This is a genomic window from Saccharopolyspora sp. NFXS83, from assembly GCF_026241095.1.
Lineage (GTDB): Bacteria > Actinomycetota > Actinomycetes > Mycobacteriales > Pseudonocardiaceae > Saccharopolyspora_C.
This window is the reverse complement of record NZ_JAPFGB010000020.1, coordinates 74,295-98,296: the sequence shown is the minus strand read 5'-3', so window position 1 is coordinate 98,296 and position 24,002 is coordinate 74,295. Positions and strand designations below refer to the sequence as shown.

Below are 24,002 nucleotides of genomic sequence, written 5' to 3'. Positions count from 1 at the left end.
TCCTTGTCAGCGCCTGCGGTCGTAGGTGCGGCCGAACCGCTCCCGGCCGTGGCGGAGTTCGGTGCGCAGCAGCCTGCCGACCGGCTCGACCAGGCGACGGGCGAGTTCGTCGACGTCGTCGCCTCCGGTGTCGTTGGATGCGGCCTGGGTGTCGTCGGTGGCGGGCTCGTGCTCCGTCGGTACGACGGTGACCGGGACGCCGGGCGGAACGCCGGGGATCGGTGGTGTCGCTTCGGTGGTGCTGGTGGACGGTGTTGGCGCGGGCGGGGCTTCCCGCTCTTGCGCGGGCGGCGTTGAACGGCGCTGAACGGCGAGCGGCGGGGACGACTCCGGAGTCGCAGGAGCGTCCACTGCGGAGAGAACCGTGGGAGCCGCGAGCGTCGGCGCGACGGGTTTCCCGGCGCGTGGCGGCCCTTCGCCGACCGCAGCGCCGCGCGGCGCTGCGGGAGAGCGTTGCACCGGCGGAGGATTCGCGATTCTCGGCGGGGCGGACGGGGATGGTGCGCGCTCGTCCGGGCGCCCCCACCGCAGCGGCGCCACCGCCGGTGCGTCCTCGGAGCGGTTCGGCGGGGTGCGCGACCCGGTCTGCGCGTGGTGCGTGCGAACGGGCAGCGGGCGCGTGGCGATCAGCGGCAGCACGCGCTGGACCGGTCGCCGAGGCCGGGAACGTGGCGGCGCGGAGTCCGGACTCGCGGTGCTGGGAAGGGGAAGGGCGCGCTGAGCCGACGGTGCATCCGACGATCCAGTGCTCGGCGCCTGGTTCGCGGATGCGCGATCTGCCCGCGGGACGACGAGATCGTTCGGCGACGAGGCGTCCAGGGGAACGACCGAGCGTTGGATCGGGGCCTGCTCGTCAGGAGAGGTCGTCGGTGGCTCCGGCGGCCCGTCGTCTGCGCGCCCCGGATCATGCGGAGGTCGAGAGGTCGTGAGGGCCGTCGGTTCCACAGTCGAACTCGTCGCCGGTGGAACCGGATTCCGCGCGGACGCGGAGAGGCGCTGCACGGTGGGGGAGTCGCCCACGAGCGGTGCGGTCGGCCCAGGCCGGTCGGTCGCGGCTGGGCCGGAGCGGGCGTCGACGGGATTCCTCGGCGGCCGTGGGACGTCTCCGCCTGCGGCGGAGTTCGCGGGAGCGGCCCGTCCCGGCGAGGGCTCGGCGAGTCGCTGCACCGCCGCCGTGCTGGTATCCGGTTCGGTCGGCACCGGTGGATCGAGCGGCTGCGCGGGTCTCGTCCGCGGGGTGTCGGCGGCGGTGGAACTCCGTTGCACGACAGGGGAGTCCGTGGTCGCCGCCTCGGGGTGCACGGCACCTGCGTCGGCGGCGCTTGAGGTCATCGGTTGCGGGTGTGCGGCGTCTTCGGATGGGTGCGGCGACCGCCGGATCCGCTGGACGGGTGGTGTCGTGCCGGGCGCCGGCACCTCCGGGGCCCCGGTGCCGGGCGTGACGACGCCGGGCGGATCCTGCTCGGAGCGCCGCGCGGCGGCGTCCGTCGTTGCGGTGGTCTCCCGCAGCAGGCGCTGCACCTGCGGAGTCGCGCCGAGCAGGGGCGCGGAACCCGGCGTGGACGAGCTCGCCGACGCCGGTTCCGCCGGGACGACGGGTTTCTCGCCGTCGTGCGCCGGTGGATCGGCGGGTGCCGCGGGGCCGGCGCTCGATGGTGCGCCCGTGCGCGGGCCGTTCGGCGCATGGGGACCGAGTGGCGTCGCCGACTTCGGAAGTTCCGCCAGCGGTGCCCCGATCCCCTGCGTGCTCCCCGCGCTCGGCGTGGCCCGTTGGACGTTCGCCGCCGGCCGCCGCCGGGACGCGGGTCGTTGCGGGGCGGTGCTCGGCGCGGATCCGGAGGAGGTGGCTTGCGGCATCGGATCCGGTGCGACGACCTGCGGCATCGGATCCGACGCGGTGACCGGTGAGGTCGGCTCCACCGGGGGTTCACCGGGCGCGGAGTCGCGGTGCAGCGGGACTGCGCCGGAGGGGAGGCGCTGGATCGGATCACCCAGTGCGGGCCTGCTCTCCGCTGCGTCCGACGTCGGCCGGACCTCGCTGCTCGGAGAGGCCGGTCGCCGGGCCTGGTTTCCCGCAGAGGCCGGTCGCTGGACCGCGAGGTCGATGCCGGTGTCGTCCGGCTCCGGTGCGGTCGGCACCGCGGCGTCGCGGCGTGGCGCGGTGGCGCTCGGAGTCCGCTGCACGAGCGCGGGCGCCGCGGTTCCGGAAGTACTGGCGGCGGGCAATCGGCGAGGGGTGAGACCGGTGACCGGCCGAGCTCGGGTCAGCGGTGGTGCGAGCCGCCGAGTCCGCACCGCGGAACGCTGCACCGGTGCCACGTCGAGTTCCCCGAAACCCGCGGAATCCGCGCCGGGGTCGGCCGCCGCGAACGGCAAGTCCGCAGTGGAGTCGACGTTCGGGCCCGGCGCGGCCGGAGTCACCGCGGCACCGCCCGGAACGGCCGCGCGCTGCACCGGGGCCGTGGGCGGGCGGACGAGCCCGTGCATGGTTCCGGCGGGTGCGTCGGCGGACAACCGGTGCCCGAGCTCACCGCCGAGCACCCCGTGATCCCGGAACGACACCACCGACGAGCGGAACCGCGCCGGCTGGATCACGCCGAGTCCACCGCGCCCCAGCACGCCGTCCTGGGCAGCGCTGCGCCGCCACCCGCCGTCCCACGGGGGCATCGCCGGTGCGGTGGCCGCCCGGTCCTCGGGCGCGTCGTGCCGCCGCTCGCCGCGTCGGCTGAAGCGGCGGAACGGGTTCCAGCGGCTCACCTGCTCACCTGCTCTCGTTCACCCGCGTGTTGATGTGGGCGATCTCCCGCACCCAGCGCCTGCGCTCCAGGTGGTCGAGATCGAGGATCTCCTCGCGTGCCCAGTGGAAGTGGTAGGCGATGTACGCGACCTCTTCGTGCAGCCTGTCGGCCGCGTACGTCACCATTCCCCCAGGCCGTCACCCGCCAAGTCGATCTCGAAGGCCGTCTGGCAGGACGGGCAGGTGACTTCGGCGCGGGTGTGGCCCTCGCTGTTGATGCGGCGGTAGAAGTCCTGCAGGAAGGCGATGTCGGTGGCGTACATGTTCTCCACCAGGCCCGAGTGCACGTCGGTGATGGCGCCGATCCGGGTGATGACCTGGCTTAGCAGCACCACGCTCAGGTACGCCGGGTTCTCCTTGACGCGCAGGTCGATCTGCGGTCGCAGTTCGTCGCGCGCCGTCGCCAGCCGCATCCGCCCGTGCCGGTGCACCGTGCCGTCGGTGTGCAGGTAGCCGCGCGGCAGCTCGAACTCGAACTCGTTGTGCGGTGCCTGCGGGGCGGGACGTTCGGCGGTCGTAGTGGCGGTGTCGGGCTTCTTGGCGCTGAGCTGGTCCAGGTCGTCGAGCGAGTTGACCCGCCGCCTCATTCGACCTCGATCCGCTCGAACGTGATCGTGGCCTTCTCGGTCGCCGCGTTGGATTCGCCCGCGTTCAGCCCGGGACCTTCCCACTTGCTGACCCACGCGTCGTAGAGCTGGATTCGCCGCACGACGCTCCCGTTGGGCTCCATCACCTCGATGGTCAGGTTCTCCCGGGCGCTCTCGACCTCGCCATCGGTCAAGGTCTTGTTGATCCACGTGGTGAACTCGGGGCTCTGGTCCATGCCGCGGGTGATCGTCACCTCGCCGCCCTTGTGCCCGCCGGGCTGCTTCTTGTTCATCATCTTGCCGGTGTCGGTGACCTGCTGGGTCTCCACCACGTCCTGCTCGACGGTCAGACCGCTGACCTCCTTGACCGACTCCACGGTGACACCGCCGAGCTGGACACCGAACCGGTGGACGGAAAGACTGTCGCCTTCTGCCATGACTCAACACCTTCCGTGACGGGGATCATTCGCTCAGCAAGCTGGAGCTGTCGGAGAACTGGGACAGCCGGAAGATGACGAACTCGGCGGGCTTCACAGGTGCCACCCCGATCTCGCAGACGACCTGGCCGAGGTCGATGGACTCCTGCGGGTTGTTGTCCCGGTCGCACTTCACGTAGAAGGCCTCGGCAGGGGTGCGGCCGAACAGCGCGCCGTCGCGCCAGGTCTGCGTGAGGAACGCGCTGATGTTGCGCCGGATGCTGGACCACAGCCGGTCGTCGTTCGGCTCGAACACGACCCACTGGGTGCCGAGCAGGATCGACTCCTCCAGGTAGTTGAACAGCCGCCGCACGTTCAGGTAGCGCCACGCCGGGTCGGAGGACAGGGTGCGCGCACCCCAGATCCGGATGCCGCGGCCCGCGAAGGCGCGCACGCAGTTCACGCCGATCGGGTTGAGCAGGTCCTGCTCGCCCTTGCTCAGCGACGTCTCCAAGTCCACCGCGCCCCGGATCACCTCGTTCGCCGGCGCCTTGTGCACGCCGCGTTCGGTGTCGCTGCGCGCCCACACCCCGGCGACGTGCCCGCTCGGCGGCACCAGCTTGTTGCGCCCCGAAGCCGGGTCGAACACCTTGATCCACGGGTAGTAGAGCGTCGCGTAGTTCGAGTCGTAGCCCGCCTCGTCCATCCGCCAAGTCCGCACTTGCTGCGCGTTCAGCCCTGGAGGCGCGTCCAGCAGCGCCACCCGGTCGCCGAGCTGCTCGCAGTGCGAGATCGCGGCCAGCTGCACCGTCTTCACGCCCTCGGCGTCGATGAGGCCGCGCTGGTGGGCGCTCATCAGGTCCGGGACGGCGACGATGGTGATCTCGTCGACGGTCTCCAGCCCGCCGAAACCGGTGCGGGCGGCCAGGTCGCCCACGTACTCCTGGGCGCTCAGCTTCGCCGGGGGAGCGCTCGGCGGCGTCGCGGGCACGGTGACGCTCTGGTTGTCCGGGCGGGCGAGGGTGCCGCCGGACTGCTCGGTGACCTCGATGAGCTTGGAGCGGTCCCGGACCTGCGTCACCACGTAGCTCTTGACGTTCTTGCGGGTGGACACGTCGAAGGTCTCCACGACCTTGCCGCCTTGGTGCACCAGCAGCTTGAACCGGTCCTCCGGCGGGGTGTCCCCGTCCGCGTCGGCGACCTCCACGGTCACGTCGGCGTCCGCCGCCGCCAGCGCCTGGATCCGCAGCCCGCCCAGCTCCACCGGAGCGGCTGCCGGGCGAGTGGGCGCCGCGGCCTCGGACTGCCCGCCGATGCGCACGACGTAGGCGGAGCCGCCGCCGTTGGCGAAGTAGCCGTACACGGCGTGCGCGAGGTAGCCGTCGTCGAACCCGCCGAAGTTCTGCACGTACTGGTTCCAGTTCGTCACCAGCGTCGGCTCGTGGAACGGGCCCTGCGGCGCGAAGCCGACGAAGGCGGCCACCGCGGTCCCGACCCCTTCGATCGGCCTGGCCCCGCTCTGGACTTCCTCCACGTACACGCCAGGGGACAGGTACGACGGCATGTTCGCTCCTTCGTCTGCGGCGTTCGTGCACCCAGAGCTTTCGCGATCGCGGGCCCGCGCGGCCATGTCCGCCCGGCCTGCGCCGAGGGCAGCACGACTGCCTTCCGGGGCAACCCGGCCTTGCCTCGGCAGGCAGGTGGTGGCGAGTTGCCCCTCCCTCTGCCCCTCCGGGCATTCCCGGTGCGCGGGCGGGTCCGGTAGGAGTGGTGCCGTTGCCGGGCCAGGGGAGGGACCATGCGGGAGCGCGAACAGCACGAGACGGCGAAGTCCGCGGCGAAACCCGAGCGCACGACCCGAGCACCCGAGCACTCCGGCGCCGCCGAGGAGCTGCTGCACCTGCAGCGAACCCTCGGCAACGCCGCCGTCGCCCAGCTGATCCAGCGGCGGATGGCGCCACCGGAACCCGCTCCCGAGCCGGTCTGGTCGGGCGACGACGTGTTGAAATCGTCCGGGAAGCCGATGGACGCGCCGGTGCGCCAGGAGATGGAATCCCGCCTGGGGGAGAACTTCTCCGACGTGCGGCTGCACACCGGCGCCACCGCGCAGCGGTCCGCCTCCGAGATCGGAGCGCGGGCCTACACCTCCGGCAACAACGTCGTGCTCGGTTCCGGTGCCTCCGACAAGCACACCCTCGCCCACGAGCTCACCCACGTCATCCAGCAGCGCTCCGGCCCCGTCGCGGGTACCGACAACGGCAACGGCCTGAAGATCTCCGACCCCTCGGACAGCTTCGAACGCGCGGCGGAGGACAACGCCCACCGCGTCATGCGCGGCCCCGTGGAGGAGTCGGAGGGCTGATCAGCCGAGCGGTTCGGCCAGCGCCACGATGATGCCCGCGGGGCCGCGGACGTAGCAGAGCCGGTAGGCGTCCTCGTACTGCGCGATCTCGCCGACGAGTTCGCCGCCGTGGTCGCGCAGCCGGACGACGGTGTCGTCGACGTCGTCCACGGCGAACATGATGCTGCGCAGTCCTCGGGTGTTCGGCGGCTCCGCACCGCCACCGGTCGCGGCCGGGCTGCGGAACTTCGTCAGCTCCAGCCGGCCGTGCCCGTCCGGAGTCCGCAGCATCGCGATGTCGACCCGGACGCCGTCGATCCCGTTGACCCGGTCCACCCACGGACCTTCGATCGAAGCGCTGTCCTCCTGCACCATCCCGAGCTCGGTGAAGAACGCGACGGCGGCGTCGAGATCCTCGACGTTCACCCCGACGTGGTCCATCCGCAGAATCGTCATGAGGTGACGGTAGAGGCGACCTCCGTCGTCCGGCGCCGAACACCGACGCCATCAGCCGATCGAGCCGCACGGCGAAGACGGCCGCACCGCTGCGCGAACACCCGGTTCACCAAGTCGGCCTTGCGCGCGCACGCCGGGTTCGAGTGGTCCTGAGGGCGGTGGTGCCGCCCCTCGGGGTTCGATCATCGCCGTGCTTCGAGCTTGAGGTCTCCTGCCCTCGCGTTGCGGATGTGGTCGCTGGCCAACATGTCGTGCGGCAGGCCGAGTTCGATCGCGCCGGCCGAGTCGAGGCGGGACAGCTGGGATTCGGTGAGGTCGACGTCCAGGGCGCCGAGGTTGTCCTCCAGTTGGACGGGCGTGCGGGCGCCGATGATCGGTGCCGTCACGCCCGGGTTGTGCAGGGTCCAGGCCAGCGCGACCTGAGCGGGGGTGTGGCCGAGTTCGGCGGCGACCTCCCGCACGGTCTCGGCGACGGCGAGGTTGCGTTCGGTGACCGTGCCGAGGGCGTGGTTGAAGTTCTTCCGGTTGCTGCCTTCGGACGCGGTGCCGCCCCCGGTGAGGTCCTCGCGGGTGTACTTGCCGGTGAGGATGCCACCGGCCAGCGGCGAATACGGGACCACGCCCAACCCCATCTCGCGCGCCATCGGGATCAGGTCGCGTTCGCCGCCGCGTTCGACCAGGTTGTACTCGATCTCCAGCGCGACCAGCGGGGACCAGCCGCGCAGGTCGGCGATGGCCTGCATCCGGGACACCTGCCAGGCCGGGGCGTTGGAGATGGCCACGTAGAGCACCTTCCCACTGCGCACCAGGTCGTCCAGTCCGCGCAGGATCTCTTCGACCGGTGTCGCGAAGTCCCACACGTGCAGGTAGAGCAGATCGATGTAGTCGGTGTTCAGCTTCCGCAGGCTGGATTCCACGGACGCGAACAGGCTCTTGCGGCTCGCACCGCCGGAGTTCGGGTCGCCGGGGCGGCGCAGCGTCGTGTACTTCGTCGCCAGCACCAGGCCTTCGCGGTCGGCGCGGGTGAATTCGCCGAGCAGTCGCTCGGAGCTGCCGTCGGTGTAGGTGTTGGCGGTGTCGATGAAGTTGCCGCCGCGCTCGACGTAGGTGTCGAACAACTTGCGGGCGTCCTCCTGCTCGGCGCCCCAACCCCACTCGGTGCCGAAGGTCGCCGCGCCCAGCGCCAGCGGTGAGACCCGCAGCCCGGAGCGGCCCAGCAGTCGGTAGGTGTCCAGGGTGAGTTGCACTGCGTCCTCCTGCGTTCGTCCTCGTTCGCAGCCGAGCCTCCGCCGATGGCGGAGGACGGGTAAGGGAAGGAACTTCCTGGGAACATCGGTCCTACCCCGGCTGTTGAACAGCACATGACGATCGCCACGGTGGATCCGACGCAGGAACTGGCCGCGTTCCTGCGGACCCGGCGCGAACGCCTGGACCCGGACGATTTCGGCCTGCCGCGTCGGCGATCCCGGCGGACTCCGGGGCTGCGCCGCGAGGAGGTCGCCGAGCTGGCCGGGATCAGCATCGACTACGTCGTGCGGCTGGAGCAGGCGCGCGGGCTGCGGCCGTCGGCGGACGTGGTGGAGGCGCTGGCGGGAGCGTTGCGCCTGGGGGCCGACGAACGCGCCTACCTCTTCGACCTAACCCGGCAGCGTCCCCGCGACGCCGACGGGCCCGCCACCGCCGCGGCGCCGCCGCTGGCGCGGCTGGTCGCCGACCTGTCGCCGCTGCCTGCGATGTTGATGAACCACCGCTTCGACGTCCTCGCCTGGAACGAGGAGATGGCGAGGCTGCTGGTGGGCTTCGACGCGCTCCCGCCGTCGCGGCGCAACGCGATGTGGCTGTGCCTGCTGCACCCGGAGATCCGCGAGTTCTACGTCGACCGCGACCGCGTCCTCCGCGAGGGCGTCGCCCACCTGCGCACCGCGTGGGCGGCCCACCCGCAAGACCCGGCGTTGACCGGTCTCATCTCCGAAGCCATCGCGCACGACGAGGAATTCGCGCGGCTGTGGGAAGAACGGGACGTCAAGCTCAACGGCCGCGGCAGCAAGGCGATGCGGCACCCCGAGATCGGCGCGATCGACGTGCACTTCGAAGTGCTCGCGCCACTGCAGGACTCCGGTCAGCGCCTGATGATCTGCCGAGGCGCCGATGAACCCAGCCGAGCGGCCCTGGAACGCCTGCGGACGCGGTGACGTGGGACGCGACGCCGCGAGCGCGCACCGGGCTGGTCGTCGTGCCGGTCTTCGATCGTGATCGGCTCCGCGCATCTGATGGCCCGCGCCAACCGAAACGTCGTCGGTTCGTCGGCAGCGCGCGGCGAGGGTGCTGGGGGCGGGCCGAACTACTCCGCGCGTTCGTGATCGATGAACGCGGTCAACGCGTCCACGACTGCGTCGGGCTGCTCGTCGGGGACGAAGTGTCCGGCGTGCGGGATGACGACGCCTGTCGCGTTGTCCGCCCAGGGGCTGAGGGAAGCGGCCATGTCGGGGATCGAGCCATGGGAGCTGGAGATTCCCAGGACCGGGACGGTCAAGTGCTGCCGCGCAAGAGCGTCATGATTCTTGCGCGCCGATTCCGCCGCATCGCGGTAGTAGGCGAGAGACGCTCGGAGACCACCCTCGGCCGCGATGGCGGCGGCGTAGTGGTCGACCTCGGCGCCGTCGAACGTGTTCGGGGACAGCGCTTTGGCCTTCAAGAACCAGTCGACGTAGTCGCGCTCGCGCCCGGTGAGCAGCTTCTCGGGAAGATCGGGCACCAGGTGGAACGCGAAGTGCCAGGTCTTCCAGGCCTGGTCGGGATCCGTGGAGATGACGTCCGGGAGGGTGATTCCGGGGATTCCGGCGTCGAGCAGAGCGACACCGTGCAGGCCCTCTTCGTGCTTCAGGGCTAGCGAGAACGCGACCCAGGCCCCGATGTCGTGGGCGACGAGCCAGCACTTCGGCACGTCCAGCGCGGTCACCGCGGTCTGGACGCGCGAAGCGACGGTGTGCGTGTCGTAGCTGTCGTGAGGGCGGTCGGAGTGGCCTTGTCCTGGCAGGTCGAGTGCGATCACGCGGAATCGCTCGGCGAGGCCCGGCATCGCTTTGCGCCAAGCCCACCAGGTCTGCGGGAATCCGGCGAGCAGGACGACGGCGGGGCCGGTCGGCCGACCGCCTTCCACGGCATGAAGCCGGACGCCGTCCGCGTCGACCCAGCGGTGGGTGAATCCCGCGAGGTCCTGCAGCGGCAACCCGGAGATCGAGTTCTGGCCGCTAGCGCGGTTCGCGGCGGTTTCAGCGTCAGTCATGTCCCAAGCCTAGCGCATCTTGAACTGTCTGGTTCAAGATAAGATGGACAGGGCACGACGGCTGGGCTCGAGAACGAGGTGCATGCGTGATGGCCGGAAAGAAGCAGTTCGACGTGGACGTCGTGCTCGATGCGGCGATGGTCCAGTTCTGGCGAGCCGGCTACGCCGACACGTCTCTCGACGACCTCTCCCGGGCTACCGGGTTGAACCGCAGTTCCATCTACTCCTCGCTCGGCGACAAGGACTCGCTCTACCTGCGCTGCCTGGACCGCTACGCCACGCGCTACGGGGACAGCTACGACCAGGCCCTTTCACGTGCGCCCGAGGAGCCGCTGCGGGCGATCCGGGAGTTCTTCGGAGTCACGCTGAAGCGCATCGCCGACCCCGACCTGCCGGACGGATGCCTGGTCGCCCAGACCGCGATGGCGATACCGGTGCTGCGCCCCGACATCGCCGCGCGCGCGATCGAAGCCCTGGGCTTTCAGCGCGCGCGGCTGCGGACCGCGTTGAAGGCCGTGAAGCTGGCCGACAGCGACGCCGACGACTTCGCCGTTCACATCGCGGCGGTCAACCAGTCGCTGGCCGTGATGAGCAGGGCCGGGACGAGTCAGGAGCAGCTCCAGGCGGTGATCGACATCAGCACGAGCGCGCTCTCGCAGGCGTTGCGCGCCCGGAGCTAGGTCCTGGATTGCGAGTTCGTCGGCGGTCCGGCGGGTGTGGATGCCGACTCCGAAGCCGTCGCCCCTACTTCTGACCGACGACGAGCCCCAGGTGTTGCAGGGCCGGGCACGTCGTCGTACGACCGCGCTGGCGCCGCGGTCGCGGATCGCGTTGGCCTGCGCGGAGAACGCCCACAACGGGCAGGGTTCCCGGGAGCGCTCCGCGCGTCGTGCGCGCCGCGCTCAGCGCTCAGCGGGGTCCTGGACGATCCAGGGCATGTTGTCCGGTTCCTGGCGGCCGGGGAGGTGGGCGTTGAGGAGCGGGGGGAGCCAGGTCGTGATCGGGACGTCGAGCTCGTCGGACAGCCGGTCCAGCAGCGCGGCCCGGGCCGCGTCCGGGTGGATCCGGATCTGCACCGGTCCGGAGCCCAGGTAGTGCACCTCGTCGCGGGCGTGCGGCGACTGGAGCCGCGCCCGCGCGCCCCGCACCACGTCCGGCAACCGGTCGCGCAGCGCCTCGATCGCCTCGAACACGGCCGCGGTGGGAGTGCCGTCGTCGCCGCAGTAGGTGTCCAGGCGTGCCTGCAACGCGTCCGACACGTACACCGTCCAGGCCGAGTCCTCTTCGTGCGCTGCCATACCTGATGTCTACCAAATCGCCGTGGAGACCCGATCCTGGCCTGCGGATTCCGGTCGGCCTGGCAGGGGCTGCCGCCCCGGCGTCGAGGTTGGCGTTGAGCTCTGAAGTGGTTCTCGGCCCGCGGTCGTGAGCCGCTCGCGGAGAATGTCCCGATCATGGCTGTCACCGCAGGTGAAAAGGCTGGAAAGTCGTCCCGCTGAGACGCGAGAACACCCCGGCGCGGTTCCGGGGCCCGCAGACGTGGCGAAAGCCGGTGGACGTCCTCGAAGTGCACGATCTCGCGGTTCTCCGCCGTTCCTGCGCAGCACGCCCCGCGCGGTCGACGCAGTGCGAGAACGTCGAAGAACGTCGTCGATCCCAGCATCGACATCGGCTTTGCCGGTCGATTCGAAATCCGTTGTGGACGGTAGGTCGCGTGACGATTCGCCGACCGTGCTCTGGATGTCGAATTCGCCCGGTTTCGCGCCGCGCGCAACTATGAGGGAAAGCCCTCCGGGACGTTCGTGCCAACGCCCTGGTGGATCGTTTCCGCCTAGTCTCGTTCGTGTAAGGGTGCTCGTCGCCTTCCTGATTGAAAAAGGTGGTTCGAATGTTGATTCGCAAAACGATGACCGCACTCGCGCTGTGCGCCGCAGGGGTCGCGACGGTCGGCGCGGGTGCCGCTTCGGCTGAGGCCCCCAGCTCGACTGAGGCCCCCAGCTCGGCGGACGTCCAGCCTGCGGACGTCGTCGGTCACTTCCCGACGAAGAAGGCGTGCAACGCGGCCGGTCAGCGCTATGTGGACAGCGGAAAGGCGAGCGGGTGGAGCTGCCTTTCATGGAACGGCGGGTCGTACGAACTGCGGATTTTCTGATCCGTCAGTCGCAGGATTGACCAGCGGGTGACCCGCGAGCCCGCGGGTCGCGGCATGGGTAGTGCCTTGCCTGTCGTCATCGTGCTTGTGACGCAGGCGTTCGGTGAACGGGCCGGCCGCATTCCGAAAAGAGCGCCCGGTCCGTTCTGCCGCTCGAACTCCGGTGGTCGTCGACGAACGTGTGAGATGTGTTTCTCGCCCGAATGCGTCGACGGCCACCGGGGCGCGTGCAGGGAAATGAATCGGCCGCATCGCGATGGTGGCGATTCCACGGTGGGGCGTCGAGAATTCACTCTGCTGGCCTGCGCCTGGACGCGGCTGAAAAGATCACGACGAAAAATTAGGAAAACCCGACTTTACTGGTCGAATTCGGAGTCCACGGCCAGCCGCCCGAGCTTCGCGTATTCCTGGCGGATCGCGGTGAGGAGGTCCGGCATGGCGACCGGGCGGTCCGCTTCGGCCGCGAGGTAGGCCGCGCTGACGGCGCAGGATCGGATGGAGCCGCCCGCGAGCTCGAAGCGGTCGGCGCAGAGGTCCAGGTCGAGGTCCTCGGCTCGGGGGAGGGCGTCGCCGAGGGTGCGGTCCCACAGGGCTCGGCGCTGCGCCGGTTCGGGCATCGGGAAGTCGGCGATGATGTCCAAGCGGCGGGTGAACGCGTCGTCCAGGTTGGCGCGGAGGTTCGTGGTGAGCACCGCGACGCCGTCGAAGGATTCCATGCGCTGCAACAGGTACGCCGATTCGACGTTGGCGTAGCGGTCGTGGGCGTCCTTGACCTGGGAGCGTTTGCCGAAGATCGCGTCGGCCTCGTCGAACAGCAGCACTCCGTTCACCCCGGCGGCTTCGGTGAAGATGCGCTCCAGGTTCTTCTCCGTCTCGCCCACGTACTTGTCGACCACTGTGGACAGATCGACGACGTAGAGCTCCATGCCCAGGTCGGCGGCGATGACCTCCGCGGACATGGTCTTGCCGGTGCCGGATTCCCCGGCGAACAGGGCCACCACGCCGCGTCCCCGTCCGCCGCCGGGGCGCATCCGCCATTCGCCGAGCACCCGGTCGCGGTGCCGGGCTCGCACCGACAGCTCCGCCAGCGCTCGCCTCGTCTGCTCGGGCAGCACCAGGTCGTCCCAGGTCACGCCGGGGGTGATGCGGCGGGCGAGGCGCGCCAGACCGGCGCCGTTCTGCGCTCGCACGCCGGTGCGCAGGTGTTCGGGGGTGAGCGGGTGGCCTTCGAAGCGGGCGAGCCTGGTCGCCACCGAGGCGGCTCGGCGCACCTGGTCCGTGTCGAGGCGGTACGCGCTCAACGCCTCCACGTCGACCTCGTCGGACGCGCCCGCCTCGGTGAGCGCGCGGTGCCACTGCGCGGAGCGCGAGGTTCGATCCGGTTCCGGCAGCGTGATCGTGAGCGGTGCCTGCCGCGCCCAAGTCGGGTCCCAGCCGCCGGAGCCGTGCAGCAGCAGCGGGATCCGCTCGGCCGCGTCGAGCAGTCGTCGCAGGATGCGCGTGGATTCGGGCCGTGCCAAGGGTTCCACGGGGCCGAGCACCAGGCCGGACCGGCGCAGCCGCGCCTCCCGCACCAGTTCCGCCACCGGCGGTTCCGCTTCGGCGGCCAGCGCCGCCACGTCCAGGACGAGCGCGGCGCGACCGCTCACCCCGAGCGCGTCCACCGCGTGCTGCTCGGCGCCCGACGAACCGCGCAGGTGCACCGGCCCGATGCCCGCGTCGAGACCGGTGGCCAGGCGCTTCACCAGCTCCGCCGGTTCGGTGACCGGCTCGTCCACCGCCCGCGCCAGCCCGCGCACCGCCGGGTCCAGCGCGTCGCCGCCGATCAGGTGCGCGACCACCCGGTCCGGCACGCGCAGCGTCCGCGTCAGCAGCGGGCGCTCCGGCTCCTGCACCTCCAGCAGGCCGCCCGAGATCAGCGGCCCGTCCGGGGCGAAGCGGAACCGGTCCGCGCCCGCGGTCGGCACGCCGCACAGCTCCAGCACCATGCCCGCCGTCGCCCGCCGCCTCGTCACGTCGTCGTTGAGGTAGCCGTAGAGCCGCTCGAACCGGGCGTCGAGCTCCGGTGCCAGCGCGATGAGCAGGAACTCCACGTCCCACGCGTCCAAGGCGAAATCCGCCGCGAGCCGCGCCAGCCGCGAATCGGGCTCGGCGACCTCGACGGGCTCGGCTGACCACGCCGCCGACGGGGTCTCCAGCACCTGCCGCACCAGTTCCTCGGTCAGGTACAGGCCGCGGTACGGGTCGTCGCGGCCCGGATCGGCTCGCGCGTCCAGCGCCACCCGGACCCGCTGCTCCACGGCCCGCAGCCGGTCCCACAGCTCGCCGCTCACAACGGTCCCCGGATGCGCCGCCGACCGCCCGGCCGGGGCCGGTGCGAGGAGAAGTCGTCGCCTTCGGCGCCGGTGCCCTCGTAGTGCAGGTGGCGCTGCTCGTCGGCCTCGCCGTCGGACACCGCGGCCCGGGCGTTGAGGGAGACGCCTTCGGTCACCGGTGGGCCGACGGGCCGCAGGTCACCGGCCAGCGGCGCGGTCGCCCGCAGCGTGATCGAGGGCTTGAGCTCCCCGCCCAGGGCCGACCACACGTCGGTGGGCGAGCGGCCCTCGGCGAGCTCCCCGCCGGTCTCCAACGGCACCGACAATCCCAGCTCCGCGAGGGTTCCGATCCGCCACTGCGAGTCCAGCGCCTCGTGCCGGACCAGTCCCCGCAACACCTGGGCGAGCAGCCGGTGCTCGTCCTGCGGGCGGTTCGTCCATGCCGTGACCAGGTAGGACAGTTGGAACCAGCGCGGCGGGTCGAATCGGCCGACGACGGCGCCCGACTCGTCGAGCCTCTCGATCGAACCGCGCTGGCGCTGCGCCGAGTACTCCCGGATGTCGTAGAGGAACACGTTCACCGTCGGCGCGTTGCGCTTCGCCGCCCACTCCGTGGTGGGCGGGTCGAAGGCGAGCTCCACCCCGGAACCGGGCACGCCCTCCTCGGCCAGCAGCAGCCGCAGGCCCTCGTCCACTTCGTGGATCACCGCGCGCACCTCCGGATCATCGGCGCCCCATCAGCGGCGGCGGGACGGTCGGAGCGACGACCAGGAACGGTCTGGGCGCGTCCACCGGGCTGAAACCCGGACCGCTCGCGGTGATCCTGCGCGGGCCGAGCACGTCCTTCGGCAGGATCAGCAGCTGCGCGGCGAACCGGCCGTCGGCGCTGGGGAACGCGGGTGCGGCGGCTGCGGTGATGCCCGGCGTCCAGCGCAGCCGCACCGGCACGCCCGGCGGGAAGTCGAAGCCGCGCACCGACGTCACGAAGCCCGGCTCACCGACCTCCGGCACCGCGACGATGCGCGGTTGCAGCACCCGGTACGGGGTGCGCGCCACGTTGTCGGCCGCAGTGGTGTCCGTCCCGGTGGTGCGCACCGTGCCGGTGATCGTCGTGTCCAGCGCGGCGTTCGGGGCGAGCCCCACGACCACGGGCCGTTCCGCGCCAGGCGGGAGGTCCGGCAGCAGGCACTGGGTGGCGGAGCAGCCAGGTGGCAGCGCCGTCACCGGGATTCCCGGCGGGAGCGCCATGTCCAGCGTCAAGCCCGTCGCCGGGGAGCCGCCGGTGTTGCGCACGGTGAACCGCACATCGGTGCGGCCTCCCACGTAGGACGGGTTCGGGTCGGCCCGCACCGCCACGCCCGGCCCGGCCGGAGGTGGCGGCGGCGGCGGTGGTGGCGGAGGTTCCGGTGCTCGCACCGGGACGACGGTGGTGGCGGTGTTGTCGGCGGGTCTGCTGTCCCGCATCCGGCCGCCGGCTTCCCAGCTCAGCCGCCGGTCGCCACCCTGCACCCCGACGACGGTCGCGGTGACCCGCACCGTCTGGCCCGGTTGCAGCGTTCCGAGCGAGCAGCGCCCGCCGGTGCCGCATTCCCCGGTGCTGGAGTCGATCCCGGTCAACCGCACCCCGTCCGGCACGGTCAGGTCCGCCACCGAACCGGGGGCGGCGGCGGGACCGTTGTTGGTGACCTGCGCGGTCACCCGGACCGAGTCGCCCACGTCGATCTCGTCGGTGCGCTCCGGCGCGGTCACGCTCATGTCGACCGTCGCCTGCCACGTGGCTTCCTTCTGCCGACCGGGAAATCCCTGCGTCAACGGGGTGATCTCACCCGTCTCCACGTCCACCACGGACAAGTGTTCGGCAGCGTTCTGATCCGTCCGCTCCGAGAACACGGCGCGTCGCCCGTCCGGCGACCAGCTGAGGTCGCGCGGCTGGAAGTGCTCGGGTGGTTCCTGCCCTTCCTCGACCTTCCCCGGGGTGTCGCGGCACGCGTCCTCGTCACTGGGCAGGATCACCTCGCAGCTCGAATCGTCGAGCTCGTAGCGGTAGAGGCCGTGCGGTTCCCGGTTGAACGCCATGCTCCGCCCGTCCGGGGTGAACGCGGCGCTGTCGTCGACCACCAGCTCCGGGCATTGGCAGAGGTCCGCGGTGATGTTGTTCTGCTTCTGGAGGTCGTCGGCGTCGGCGAACCAGATGTGGTTGTAGCGCTCGCCCACCGGTTTGATCAGCTCACCCCGGCTGAACGCGAGGGTTCCGCCGTCGGGCGAGAACACGGGCTGGGTGTCGTCCACCGCGGGGTTCTCGGGCGACACCCGGCCGGTGATCTCGCCGGTCGCGACGTTCACGACCACGATGCGGCTCTTGCCCCGGTTCCCGTCCGTGGGCAGGCCGCCCGGGGAACGCCGGGCCACGGCGATCTCGCTCCCGTCGGGGGACCAGGCGGCGTCGGTCTCCCAATCGCCGGGCTGACGATCGGCGATGTTCAGCAGCCGCCGGTTCGTCCCGTCCGAATTCATCAGTTCGATCCGCTGCACCCGGTCGTCCGCGGGCCCGCTGAACACGCTCGCCGCGATGGTCCCGCCGTCCGGCGAGTACGACTGCCGCTGCGTCCACGGGTCGTAGCCCTCGCGCGGCTCGAACAGCTTGCTGGAGTCCTCCACCGCGAGCGGGTCCTCGTGCAGCACCTCCACCCCGAGGCTGCGCGGATCGCTGCCGTCGGGCCGGACGTCCTGCAGCACCGCCACGTTCTCGGCCGCCGTCGGCCGCTCCACCAGCACCTTGCCGTCCGGCAGCTGCGTGGGCGAGGAGACGTCCCTGGGTTCGTCGATCAGCAGCACCGGCGTGCTCGTCGTCGGCGCGGTGGGGGCGTCGACCCGGTAGACGTAGGTGGTCTCGGACCTGCCGACGCCGATCTTGTGCTCGCTCAGGAACAGCAACGAGTTCCCGTCCGGTCGCCACACCGGCCACCTGCTCGGCCACCCCTGCTGATCCCCGCCCAGCAGCGGGACGCCGACCGCCGGGTGGGGAGGGTGGTGATGGTGGTGGGAGGGCTCGGACAGCACCCGCACCTGCTGGTCGTCGGTGCCGTCGAGGTTCCCGTCCGCGTCCCAGGTGTAGGCGATGCGGTCCTCGTCGACCGGATTCCACGCGGGCTGCACCGCGCCGCCGGTCGGTTCCTCGGTGCGCAGGTGCGCGAACTCGCCGAACACGTACCGGGTGTAGATCTGCCAGCTCTTGGTGGCATTGCTGGCGAACGCGAGCCGCTTGCCGTCCGGGGAGAACGTCGGCCACGTCTCGTCGACCGGCGAGAAGGTGAGCCGCAGCATCTTCTTCCCGTCGACCCGCACCATCCACAGCTCCCGCTGCGGTCCCTTCTTCCCGTGCTCGGCGGAATCGAACACGATCCACCGCAAGTCGGGCGACAGCTTCGGATGTGCGGCGTCGCGCCCGTGGGTGAGCTTGTGCACCGCCCCCGAAACGTCCCGCAGGTACACCTGCGGCTTGGCCTCGTCGCGGAGGCTCGTGAACACCACCAGCCCGCCGCGCGCGTCCGGCTCCTGCGCGTAGTGGCCGTCGTCGAGGTACGGCTCGGACGGTCCCTGGCCGTCGCCGGGCACGGTGCCGAGGCTCCGGTGCCCCGTGCCGGAGAACGCGATCCGCCCCTCGTCGGCCGGTGGCGCGGGTTCCTGCTGCGCGGTCGCCGTGGGGATCCAGATCAACCCGCACAGCACCACGAGCACCCCGGCCAACGCGACCCCGGACCGTGTCGACCGGACCACCCTCATCCACGACCTCCCCGCTTGCTCCCGGCCCGATCCTCGCGAGTGCGCGCGGTCGCGCAGAGGGCTCGGCAGGCACCGGTGCGGGAAGCGGTGCGGGGACTTTCGGGCAACCGGAGTCGGCTCATCGTGCTCGGGTGGCGGAACTTCAGAGCCCGCCCGTGAGCCGGGTCCGCGTGGTTGGCCGCTCGGCGGAACCTCAGCGGCTTCCTCGCCGCGGGACCGATTTCTCATGCATGTCCGATGCGCAGCGAAATCGCTGTCCTCGCGAGGAAGCCGCTGAGAACCCGCCGGTGGTCCTCGTGCTCGAGCTGGTCACTGCTCAGCGGCTTCGCCGTTGACCGGACGCTGATCGAAAACCGTCGCTCACCTGGAACAACGAGATCAGGGGCGGGTTCAAAGCCGTGCGTCGCTGACAGCGCGCGGATCGCGACCGTCCGCCGGTGGTTCGTCGAGACGTCGCTAGATCAGCCCTTGGCGCATCACGTGGCCCACCGCGTGCGCCCGGTTGCGCAGCTGGAGGCGGGTGGTGACCTCGTGCAGGATGTTCTTCACCGTGCGCTCCGAGTAGGACATCTTCACCGCGATCTCCCCGGTGTCGAAGCCCTCCGAGATCAACCGCAGCACCTCCACCTCCCGCGCGGTCAGCGTCGACAGGTTGAACCCCTGCGCGTCGGCGGAATTGCGCTGCAACCTCCCCACGTGGTCGAGCAGCCTGCTGAGCATGTCGCCCGGCAACATGCCCTCGCCGCGCACCAGCGCCGTGATGAGCCCGAGCACCCGGTCCTGATCGGCCTCGGAACGCCGCAGCACCGCCCCCACCCCGCACTCGATGGTGACGCGCAGCGCGTTCTGGCCGAACTCGCCGACGATGAGTCCGGTGCGGGTCGTCGACGCCCGCTGCAACCGGCGCAGCAGCAGCACCGCTTCCTCGTCCACCCGGTCCACCACGACCAGCGAGACCTGCGCCCGTTCCTGCTCGTCCGGTTTGAGCACGTCCACCTCCGGACGCGGACGCAGTTGCGCCGTGACCCCGGCCTGCAGCAGGGGATCCCCCGCATGCACCGAGACGGGCACTCTCGTCGTCATCTCCGCACTCCTCACCTCGTAAGACTCCTGCCTAGCGGGTCGGGTGGCGCAACCTCGGCGGCTTCCTCGCCGGCGAGGCGCCGACCGAAGATCATCTGAACGGGATCCGGCGGGCCGGGAGGTTCGGGGAAGCGCCGCGGCGTCGGCGGGGGCAGCCGCCTTGCCCGTCCGCTGCCCCCGCGTCCCTGCCGCCGGCCGCGCGGGGCACCTAGCTTTCGTCTGGTGAGCACTTCAGCGGAGTTGGAGAACACGACGGTCGTGGTCACCCCGGGCGGGGAAGCCACCACGACCCTGACCGTGCGCAACGGAACCGACATCGTGGAGGCCTACGAGTTCGAGGTCGTCGGCGACTGCGCGGCGTGGACGACCGTGGAACCCGCCAGGCTCTCGCTGTACCCGGGCACCCAGGGGACCGTGACGGTCGTGCTGCGCCCGCCGCGGTCGGCGACCGTGCACGCGGGGGAGACGCCGCTGGCGGTGCGGGTCCGCCCGGTGGAACGGCCCGACCTGGTCGCGGTGCCCGAGATGACGGTGCGCGTCGAACCGTTCCAGCAGCTGCGCGCCTGGCTCGCGCCGCAGCGCCGCCGCGCGTGGCGCACCGGGCGCTTCCACGTCGTGTTGCACAACCAGGGGAACGCGCCGATCGCGGTACCGCTGACCGCGAGCGACCCGGCCGAGGAACTGCGGTTCCGGGTGGAGTCGGATCGGCCCGCGCTCGAACCGGACGACCAGGTCGAGATCCGGTTGCGGGCACGGGTGTCGAAGCTGATCTGGTTCGGCAGGCCGACCCCGAAACCGTTCCTGGTCACCGCGTCCCCGGCGAGCGCCCTCGTCGAGGAGCCGGTGCACGCGGGGATCTCGGCCGACACGGTGCAGTTCGACGAACGCCCGGAGCAGCTCGACGGTGAACTCCTCCAACTGCCGATCCTGCCGCGCTGGCTGCTCGCCCTGCTCGCGTTGCTGCTGGCGCTGCTGCTGCTGTGGTACACGCTGTTCCTGCCGCAGGTGAAAAGCGCCGCCAAGGAAGCGGCGGAGAACCGGGCGCAGGAGATGGCGCAGAACGGTGAGCTGGTGCCGCCACCGGAACCGCAACCCGAACCTCCGCCGGCGCCACCGCCCGCCGAACAACCGGGGAAGCAACCGGGCGAAGATGCCGGGCCCGGGTTGAACACGGCTCCGAACGGAGGACAGTTCTCGGAGACCATTCGAGTGGTCTCGGATGGGGGAGACAGCGCATCGCGCGTGTACCGGGTGCCGGAAGGCAAGGTGTTGTTCATTACCGACTTGGTGCTGGCGAACTTCCAGGGCGATGAAGGCGTGCTCACCATTTACTTCGGAGAAAGGCAGTTGACCACGATCGCGTTGGAGACCTTCCGCAACCAGGACTACCACTGGGTCACGCCCATCGCGGTTCCGGCCGACGCGCGGGTGAGCGGCGTAGTGAACTGCGCGCGGCCCGGAACCCCGCCTTCGGGACAGCAGGCGGACCGGTGCGTGGAGGTGCTTCACGTCAACGGTGTGCTGCGTGATCTGCCGCGTTGAGCTGCGTCTCCGGTGCCGCGCGGGAGGTTGCGAGCCGCGCGCGCGTGATCGTTGTCCGCCCGCGTTCCGGTGACCCGCCATGCGCGCTCTCCCCGATTCGTCCCGCTCGCCGCCCGACCCGGCGCCCCATCGCCAGCGAATCACGGAAAGGCGAACCCGGCCAGGAAGATCCGCCGGAAGAAAGGGCAGTCTTTTCTTCCGGTTCTCGGTGGACGGATCGGCTGAAAGAGTGGTGTTCCGCTGCCATTCGGGTGCATCTATTCCTACCAGTGGAATGGCTATTCGTGCACTGCCTGCGTCGATGAAACAGCGCCTTCGGGCGAGGCGTGAGAACCGCCATTGTGCCGGATCGTGCGGCGCCCGATAATGTCCCCGGACCTTGCCGGGGGGGCAGGGGAACATCGGTACCGCTGCACAGCGGCCGACATTCCGGCGCGGCACATCGGCGAGCGGACCGCGTCGCCGCTGCGGAGGAGTGGTGGGCACATGGCGCAGGTCGAACCAGGGGGTTCGCCTCCCCAGCTCGGCTTCGGCCCCGTCCTCCGGCGCCGCAGAGCGGGAGCCGGGTTGACCCAGGAGGAACTCGCCCGCCGCACCGGCATCAGCGCGCGCGCCATCGGCGACATGGAACGCGGCCGGGTTGCCCGGCCGCAGGCCCGGACGTTGCGCGCGCTCGCCGCCGCGCTCGCCACCGACGAGGCGGAACTGCGGAACCTGTTGCCGCGCAACGGGAACGACCCCGGCCAAGCGAGGACCGGGTGGGGCGGACTGCTGTGCGAGCCGCCCCCGGAGACCGCCGACCTCGCCGGTCGCGAGCAGGAGACCGCGGCGCTGCTGGCGGTGCTCGACGGCCACAGCAGCGCTCGCAGCGCCCCCGTCGTCGCCGTGACCGGCGCCCCGGGGGTGGGGAAGTCGACCTTCCTCGTGCACGCCGGGCACCGGCTCGCCGGACGCTTCCCCGGCGGCTGCTTCTTCCTGTCGATGCGCCGGGACGGGCGGCGGTCCCCGGAGCACGCGCTGGGCACCGTGCTGCGCGCGCTGGGCGTCGCCACCGACCAGCTGCCGGCCGGGGCGGACGCGCGGTCCAGCCTGTACCGGTCGTTGCTGCGCGACCGGAAAGTGCTGCTGCTGCTCGACGACGTCGTCGACGAGGCCCAAGTGCGCCCGCTGCTGCCCAGCAACCCCGACTGCCTGGTGCTGCTCGCGGGCGCGCGCGGGCTGGCCGGGCTGGAGTCCGTCGTCCGGATCCCGCTGGACGTGCTCACCCCGGCGCACTCGGTGCGGCTGCTGGCCGGGATCGTCGGCACCGAGCGCGTGCGGCGCGAACCGTCGGCGAGCCTGGCGCTGGCCGACCTCTGCGGACACCTGCCCTTGGCGCTGCGCATCGCGGGCAACCGGCTCGCCGGGCGGCCCCGCTGGCGGGTCGCGGATCTGCTGCGGCTGCTGGGGGACGGGCGGCGCAGGCTCGCCGCGCTCACCGCGGGCGACCTGCGGGTGCGGACCACGTTCGAGGCGCCCTACCGGGAGTGTGGGGAGCTCGCCAGGGCCGTGTTCCGGCGGCTGGCGCTGGCCGAGGAACCGGAGATCACGGTGCGGCGGGCGGCGGCGCTGGCCGAGGTCGACGTGGACTCCGCCGAACGGGGCTTGGAGGAACTGGTGGACGCCGGGCTGCTGGAGAGCGCGGCGGGCACCGGTCGCTACGTGCTGCGCGAACTGCTGCGGTTGTTCGCCGAGGAACGGCTCCGCGCGGAGGAACCGGGCCGGGAACCCTCCTGCGCGGCCCGACCCCGACCGTTCACCGCACCCCGGACGTCGCGTCCGGCTCAGCCCGTCCAGTGCCCGGTCGCCGAGCCCCGGTGCTGAACTCCCTCGACGCGGACGAGGGCGTCCTCTCGGAATGAGCCCCGACTCCCCTTCCCCCGTTGTCTTGGCCGTGGGAAGCCGCTGAGCGACGAGCACCCCGGCAAACCGGCGCTGCGGCGGGTTCGCGGTCGTGTTCTCGCGAGGACTGCGCTCGTGGCGGAGCCGCTCGGGAGGTCGATCCCGCAGCGAGAGGGCAACCGGGGTCGCGCCACCCGTGCGCCTGCGCAGAACGAGCCGGATACCGGCTTCAGGGGTGGTCGCTGGTCAGGTGACGGGGGTGTGGGCCACGATGTTGCCCCATGCGCACCGTGGTGTTGATCAATCCCAGTTCCGGCCGAGGCCGTGCCGCGGCCATCGCGGCGAAGGTCGTGCGGCGGTTCCGCGTGGTCTCGGCGGTCCGCGTCGTGGTCGCCGACGACGCCGCGGAGTTCGCCGCCGCGGCCCGCACCGCGGTGGCCGACGACGTGGACGTGCTGGCCGTGCTCGGCGGCGACGGTGCGGCGCACGCCGCGGTGCAGGCCTGCGCGGGCGCGCGGACGGCGCTGGCGGTCATCCCCGTCGGCACCGGCAACGACCTGGCCCGCGCCCTGGGGCTGCCCGCCGACCCGATGGACGCCGCCCGCGCCGCCACCGACGCGGTGCAGAGCGGGCACCGGCGCGCCCTCGACCTCGGCCGGGTGGTCGGCGGCGAACGGTTCGCCACGGTGCTCTGCGCCGGGTTCGACGCCCAGGTCAACGGCCGGGTGAATCGTTCCCGGCTGCCCCTCGGGCGCGCCCGCTACGACGTGGCGGTGCTGCGGGAGCTGGCGGAGCTGCGCGCCATGCCGCTGCGGGTCGAAGCCGACAACGTCGTGCTCGACGTGGCCGCGACCTGCGTGGCGGTGGGCAACACGCCCTTCTACGGAGGTGGCGTGCCGATCTGCCCCGACGCCGACCCGACCGACGGGATGTTCGACGTCACCGTCGTCGGCGAGATCAGCCGGGCCGACATGCTGCGGGTGCTGCCGACGATGCGCAGCGGCAAGCACGTCGACCACCCCGCGGTGCGCACGCTGCGGGCCCGTTCGGTGCGGCTGGGCGGCGGCAACGGCTGGACCGCGTTCGCCGACGGCGAACCGCAGGTGCGCCTGCCGGTGAGCCTGCGCTGCCAGCCCGGCGCGCTGCAGGTGCTCGCCCCCGCCAAGGCGAACCGCGACGGCGAAGCCGCGTGAGACCTCGTTCTCGCCGGTGAGGGGCGGAGGCGGCACCGGGCGCGCTCGGGCGACCGCGGCGCGCCGGTTCCGAGGCGGGAGGGCTCCGCAGCCGCACGCGTGCGACGACCGTCGGTGCGATGTGAAAACCTAGTGGGGTGGCTGTAAGCCGTTCGCACTCTGACATGTCG

The 24,002-nt window shown here is 71.5% G+C and carries 19 protein-coding genes; 6 read left to right on the top strand and 13 right to left on the bottom strand.

Annotation, left to right across the window (positions count from 1 at the left end):
• Positions 1–6: 6 nt before the first annotated feature.
• From OOZ19_RS21300 to OOZ19_RS21280, 5 genes are read right to left on the bottom strand one after another with little or no spacing between them, the layout of a single operon-like run.
• Positions 7–2,757, bottom strand: a complete 2,751-nt coding sequence (locus OOZ19_RS21300; protein WP_266091909.1) for a hypothetical protein — start codon at positions 2,755–2,757, stop codon at positions 7–9.
• 4 nt (positions 2,758–2,761) lie between these two features.
• Positions 2,762–2,920 carry a DUF6760 family protein gene (locus tag OOZ19_RS21295; protein ID WP_323055165.1) on the bottom strand — a complete coding sequence of 53 codons (159 nt, stop codon included), beginning with the start codon at positions 2,918–2,920 and terminating at the stop codon, positions 2,762–2,764.
• On the bottom strand, positions 2,917–3,384 hold the full coding sequence (locus tag OOZ19_RS21290; protein ID WP_266091908.1) for a hypothetical protein: 468 nt from the start codon (positions 3,382–3,384) through the stop codon (positions 2,917–2,919). Before OOZ19_RS21290 ends, OOZ19_RS21295 begins: the two co-directional genes overlap by 4 nt.
• On the bottom strand, positions 3,381–3,821 hold the full coding sequence (locus OOZ19_RS21285) for a phage tail protein (protein ID WP_266091907.1): 441 nt from the start codon (positions 3,819–3,821) through the stop codon (positions 3,381–3,383). The genes OOZ19_RS21290 and OOZ19_RS21285 overlap by 4 nt, the downstream gene beginning before the upstream one ends.
• 25 nt (positions 3,822–3,846) lie before the next feature.
• Positions 3,847–5,364: a phage tail sheath family protein gene (locus OOZ19_RS21280; RefSeq protein WP_266091906.1), complete on the bottom strand. Its 1,518-nt coding sequence runs from the start codon at positions 5,362–5,364 to the stop codon at positions 3,847–3,849.
• A gap of 234 nt (positions 5,365–5,598) precedes the next feature.
• On the opposite strand from OOZ19_RS21280, the gene OOZ19_RS21275 reads away from it, so the two are divergent.
• Positions 5,599–6,162: an eCIS core domain-containing protein gene (locus OOZ19_RS21275; protein ID WP_266091905.1), complete on the top strand. Its 564-nt coding sequence runs from the start codon at positions 5,599–5,601 to the stop codon at positions 6,160–6,162.
• Here the strand turns inward: OOZ19_RS21275 and OOZ19_RS21270 are convergent, their stop codons facing one another.
• Both OOZ19_RS21270 and OOZ19_RS21265 read right to left on the bottom strand, forming a co-directional pair.
• The gene (locus OOZ19_RS21270) at positions 6,163–6,597 is read right to left on the bottom strand and encodes a VOC family protein (protein ID WP_266091904.1); all 435 of its coding nucleotides are present in this window, start codon (positions 6,595–6,597) and stop codon (positions 6,163–6,165) included. It lies immediately after the preceding gene.
• A 182-nt stretch (positions 6,598–6,779) separates the two neighbouring features.
• The gene (locus OOZ19_RS21265) at positions 6,780–7,844 is read right to left on the bottom strand and encodes an aldo/keto reductase (RefSeq protein WP_266091903.1); all 1,065 of its coding nucleotides are present in this window, start codon (positions 7,842–7,844) and stop codon (positions 6,780–6,782) included.
• Positions 7,845–7,958: 114 nt separating this feature from the next.
• On the opposite strand from OOZ19_RS21265, the gene OOZ19_RS21260 reads away from it, so the two are divergent.
• On the top strand, positions 7,959–8,789 hold the full coding sequence (locus OOZ19_RS21260; protein WP_266091902.1) for a helix-turn-helix transcriptional regulator: 831 nt from the start codon (positions 7,959–7,961) through the stop codon (positions 8,787–8,789).
• A gap of 149 nt (positions 8,790–8,938) precedes the next feature.
• Here the strand turns inward: OOZ19_RS21260 and OOZ19_RS21255 are convergent, their stop codons facing one another.
• Positions 8,939–9,883, bottom strand: coding sequence for an alpha/beta fold hydrolase (locus OOZ19_RS21255; RefSeq protein ID WP_266091901.1), 945 nt, complete (start codon positions 9,881–9,883; stop codon positions 8,939–8,941).
• An 89-nt stretch (positions 9,884–9,972) separates the two neighbouring features.
• Here OOZ19_RS21255 and OOZ19_RS21250 point away from each other — a divergent pair, with 89 nt between their 5' ends.
• Complete coding sequence (locus OOZ19_RS21250; RefSeq protein ID WP_266091900.1) at positions 9,973–10,563, top strand: TetR/AcrR family transcriptional regulator; 591 nt, start codon at positions 9,973–9,975, stop codon at positions 10,561–10,563.
• A gap of 222 nt (positions 10,564–10,785) precedes the next feature.
• On the opposite strand, the gene OOZ19_RS21245 is transcribed toward OOZ19_RS21250, so the two are convergent.
• The 5 genes from OOZ19_RS21245 to OOZ19_RS21225 form a co-directional block, all read right to left on the bottom strand.
• Positions 10,786–11,181, bottom strand: a complete 396-nt coding sequence (locus OOZ19_RS21245; protein WP_266091899.1) for a hypothetical protein — start codon at positions 11,179–11,181, stop codon at positions 10,786–10,788.
• Between the two features lie 1,210 nt (positions 11,182–12,391).
• A complete protein-coding gene (locus tag OOZ19_RS21240) occupies positions 12,392–14,368 on the bottom strand; it encodes an AAA family ATPase (protein WP_266091898.1) in 1,977 nt (658 codons plus the stop codon).
• Positions 14,365–15,057: a Pvc16 family protein gene (locus tag OOZ19_RS21235; RefSeq protein ID WP_266091897.1), complete on the bottom strand. Its 693-nt coding sequence runs from the start codon at positions 15,055–15,057 to the stop codon at positions 14,365–14,367. The genes OOZ19_RS21240 and OOZ19_RS21235 overlap by 4 nt, the downstream gene beginning before the upstream one ends.
• A gap of 16 nt (positions 15,058–15,073) precedes the next feature.
• Positions 15,074–18,133, bottom strand: coding sequence for a hypothetical protein (locus OOZ19_RS21230; RefSeq protein WP_266091896.1), 3,060 nt, complete (start codon positions 18,131–18,133; stop codon positions 15,074–15,076).
• A 456-nt stretch (positions 18,134–18,589) separates the two neighbouring features.
• Positions 18,590–19,216: a helix-turn-helix transcriptional regulator gene (locus OOZ19_RS21225; RefSeq protein ID WP_266091895.1), complete on the bottom strand. Its 627-nt coding sequence runs from the start codon at positions 19,214–19,216 to the stop codon at positions 18,590–18,592.
• 222 nt (positions 19,217–19,438) lie between these two features.
• On the opposite strand from OOZ19_RS21225, the gene OOZ19_RS21220 reads away from it, so the two are divergent.
• From OOZ19_RS21220 to OOZ19_RS21210, 3 genes are all read left to right on the top strand, one after another.
• Entirely contained in the window at positions 19,439–20,758 is a 1,320-nt protein-coding gene (locus OOZ19_RS21220) for a COG1470 family protein (RefSeq protein WP_266091894.1), read from the top strand.
• 486 nt (positions 20,759–21,244) lie between these two features.
• Positions 21,245–22,621, top strand: a complete 1,377-nt coding sequence (locus OOZ19_RS21215) for a helix-turn-helix domain-containing protein (protein ID WP_266091893.1) — start codon at positions 21,245–21,247, stop codon at positions 22,619–22,621.
• 299 nt (positions 22,622–22,920) lie between these two features.
• Positions 22,921–23,832 carry a diacylglycerol/lipid kinase family protein gene (locus tag OOZ19_RS21210; RefSeq protein ID WP_266091892.1) on the top strand — a complete coding sequence of 304 codons (912 nt, stop codon included), beginning with the start codon at positions 22,921–22,923 and terminating at the stop codon, positions 23,830–23,832.
• Positions 23,833–24,002: the final 170 nt, after the last annotated feature.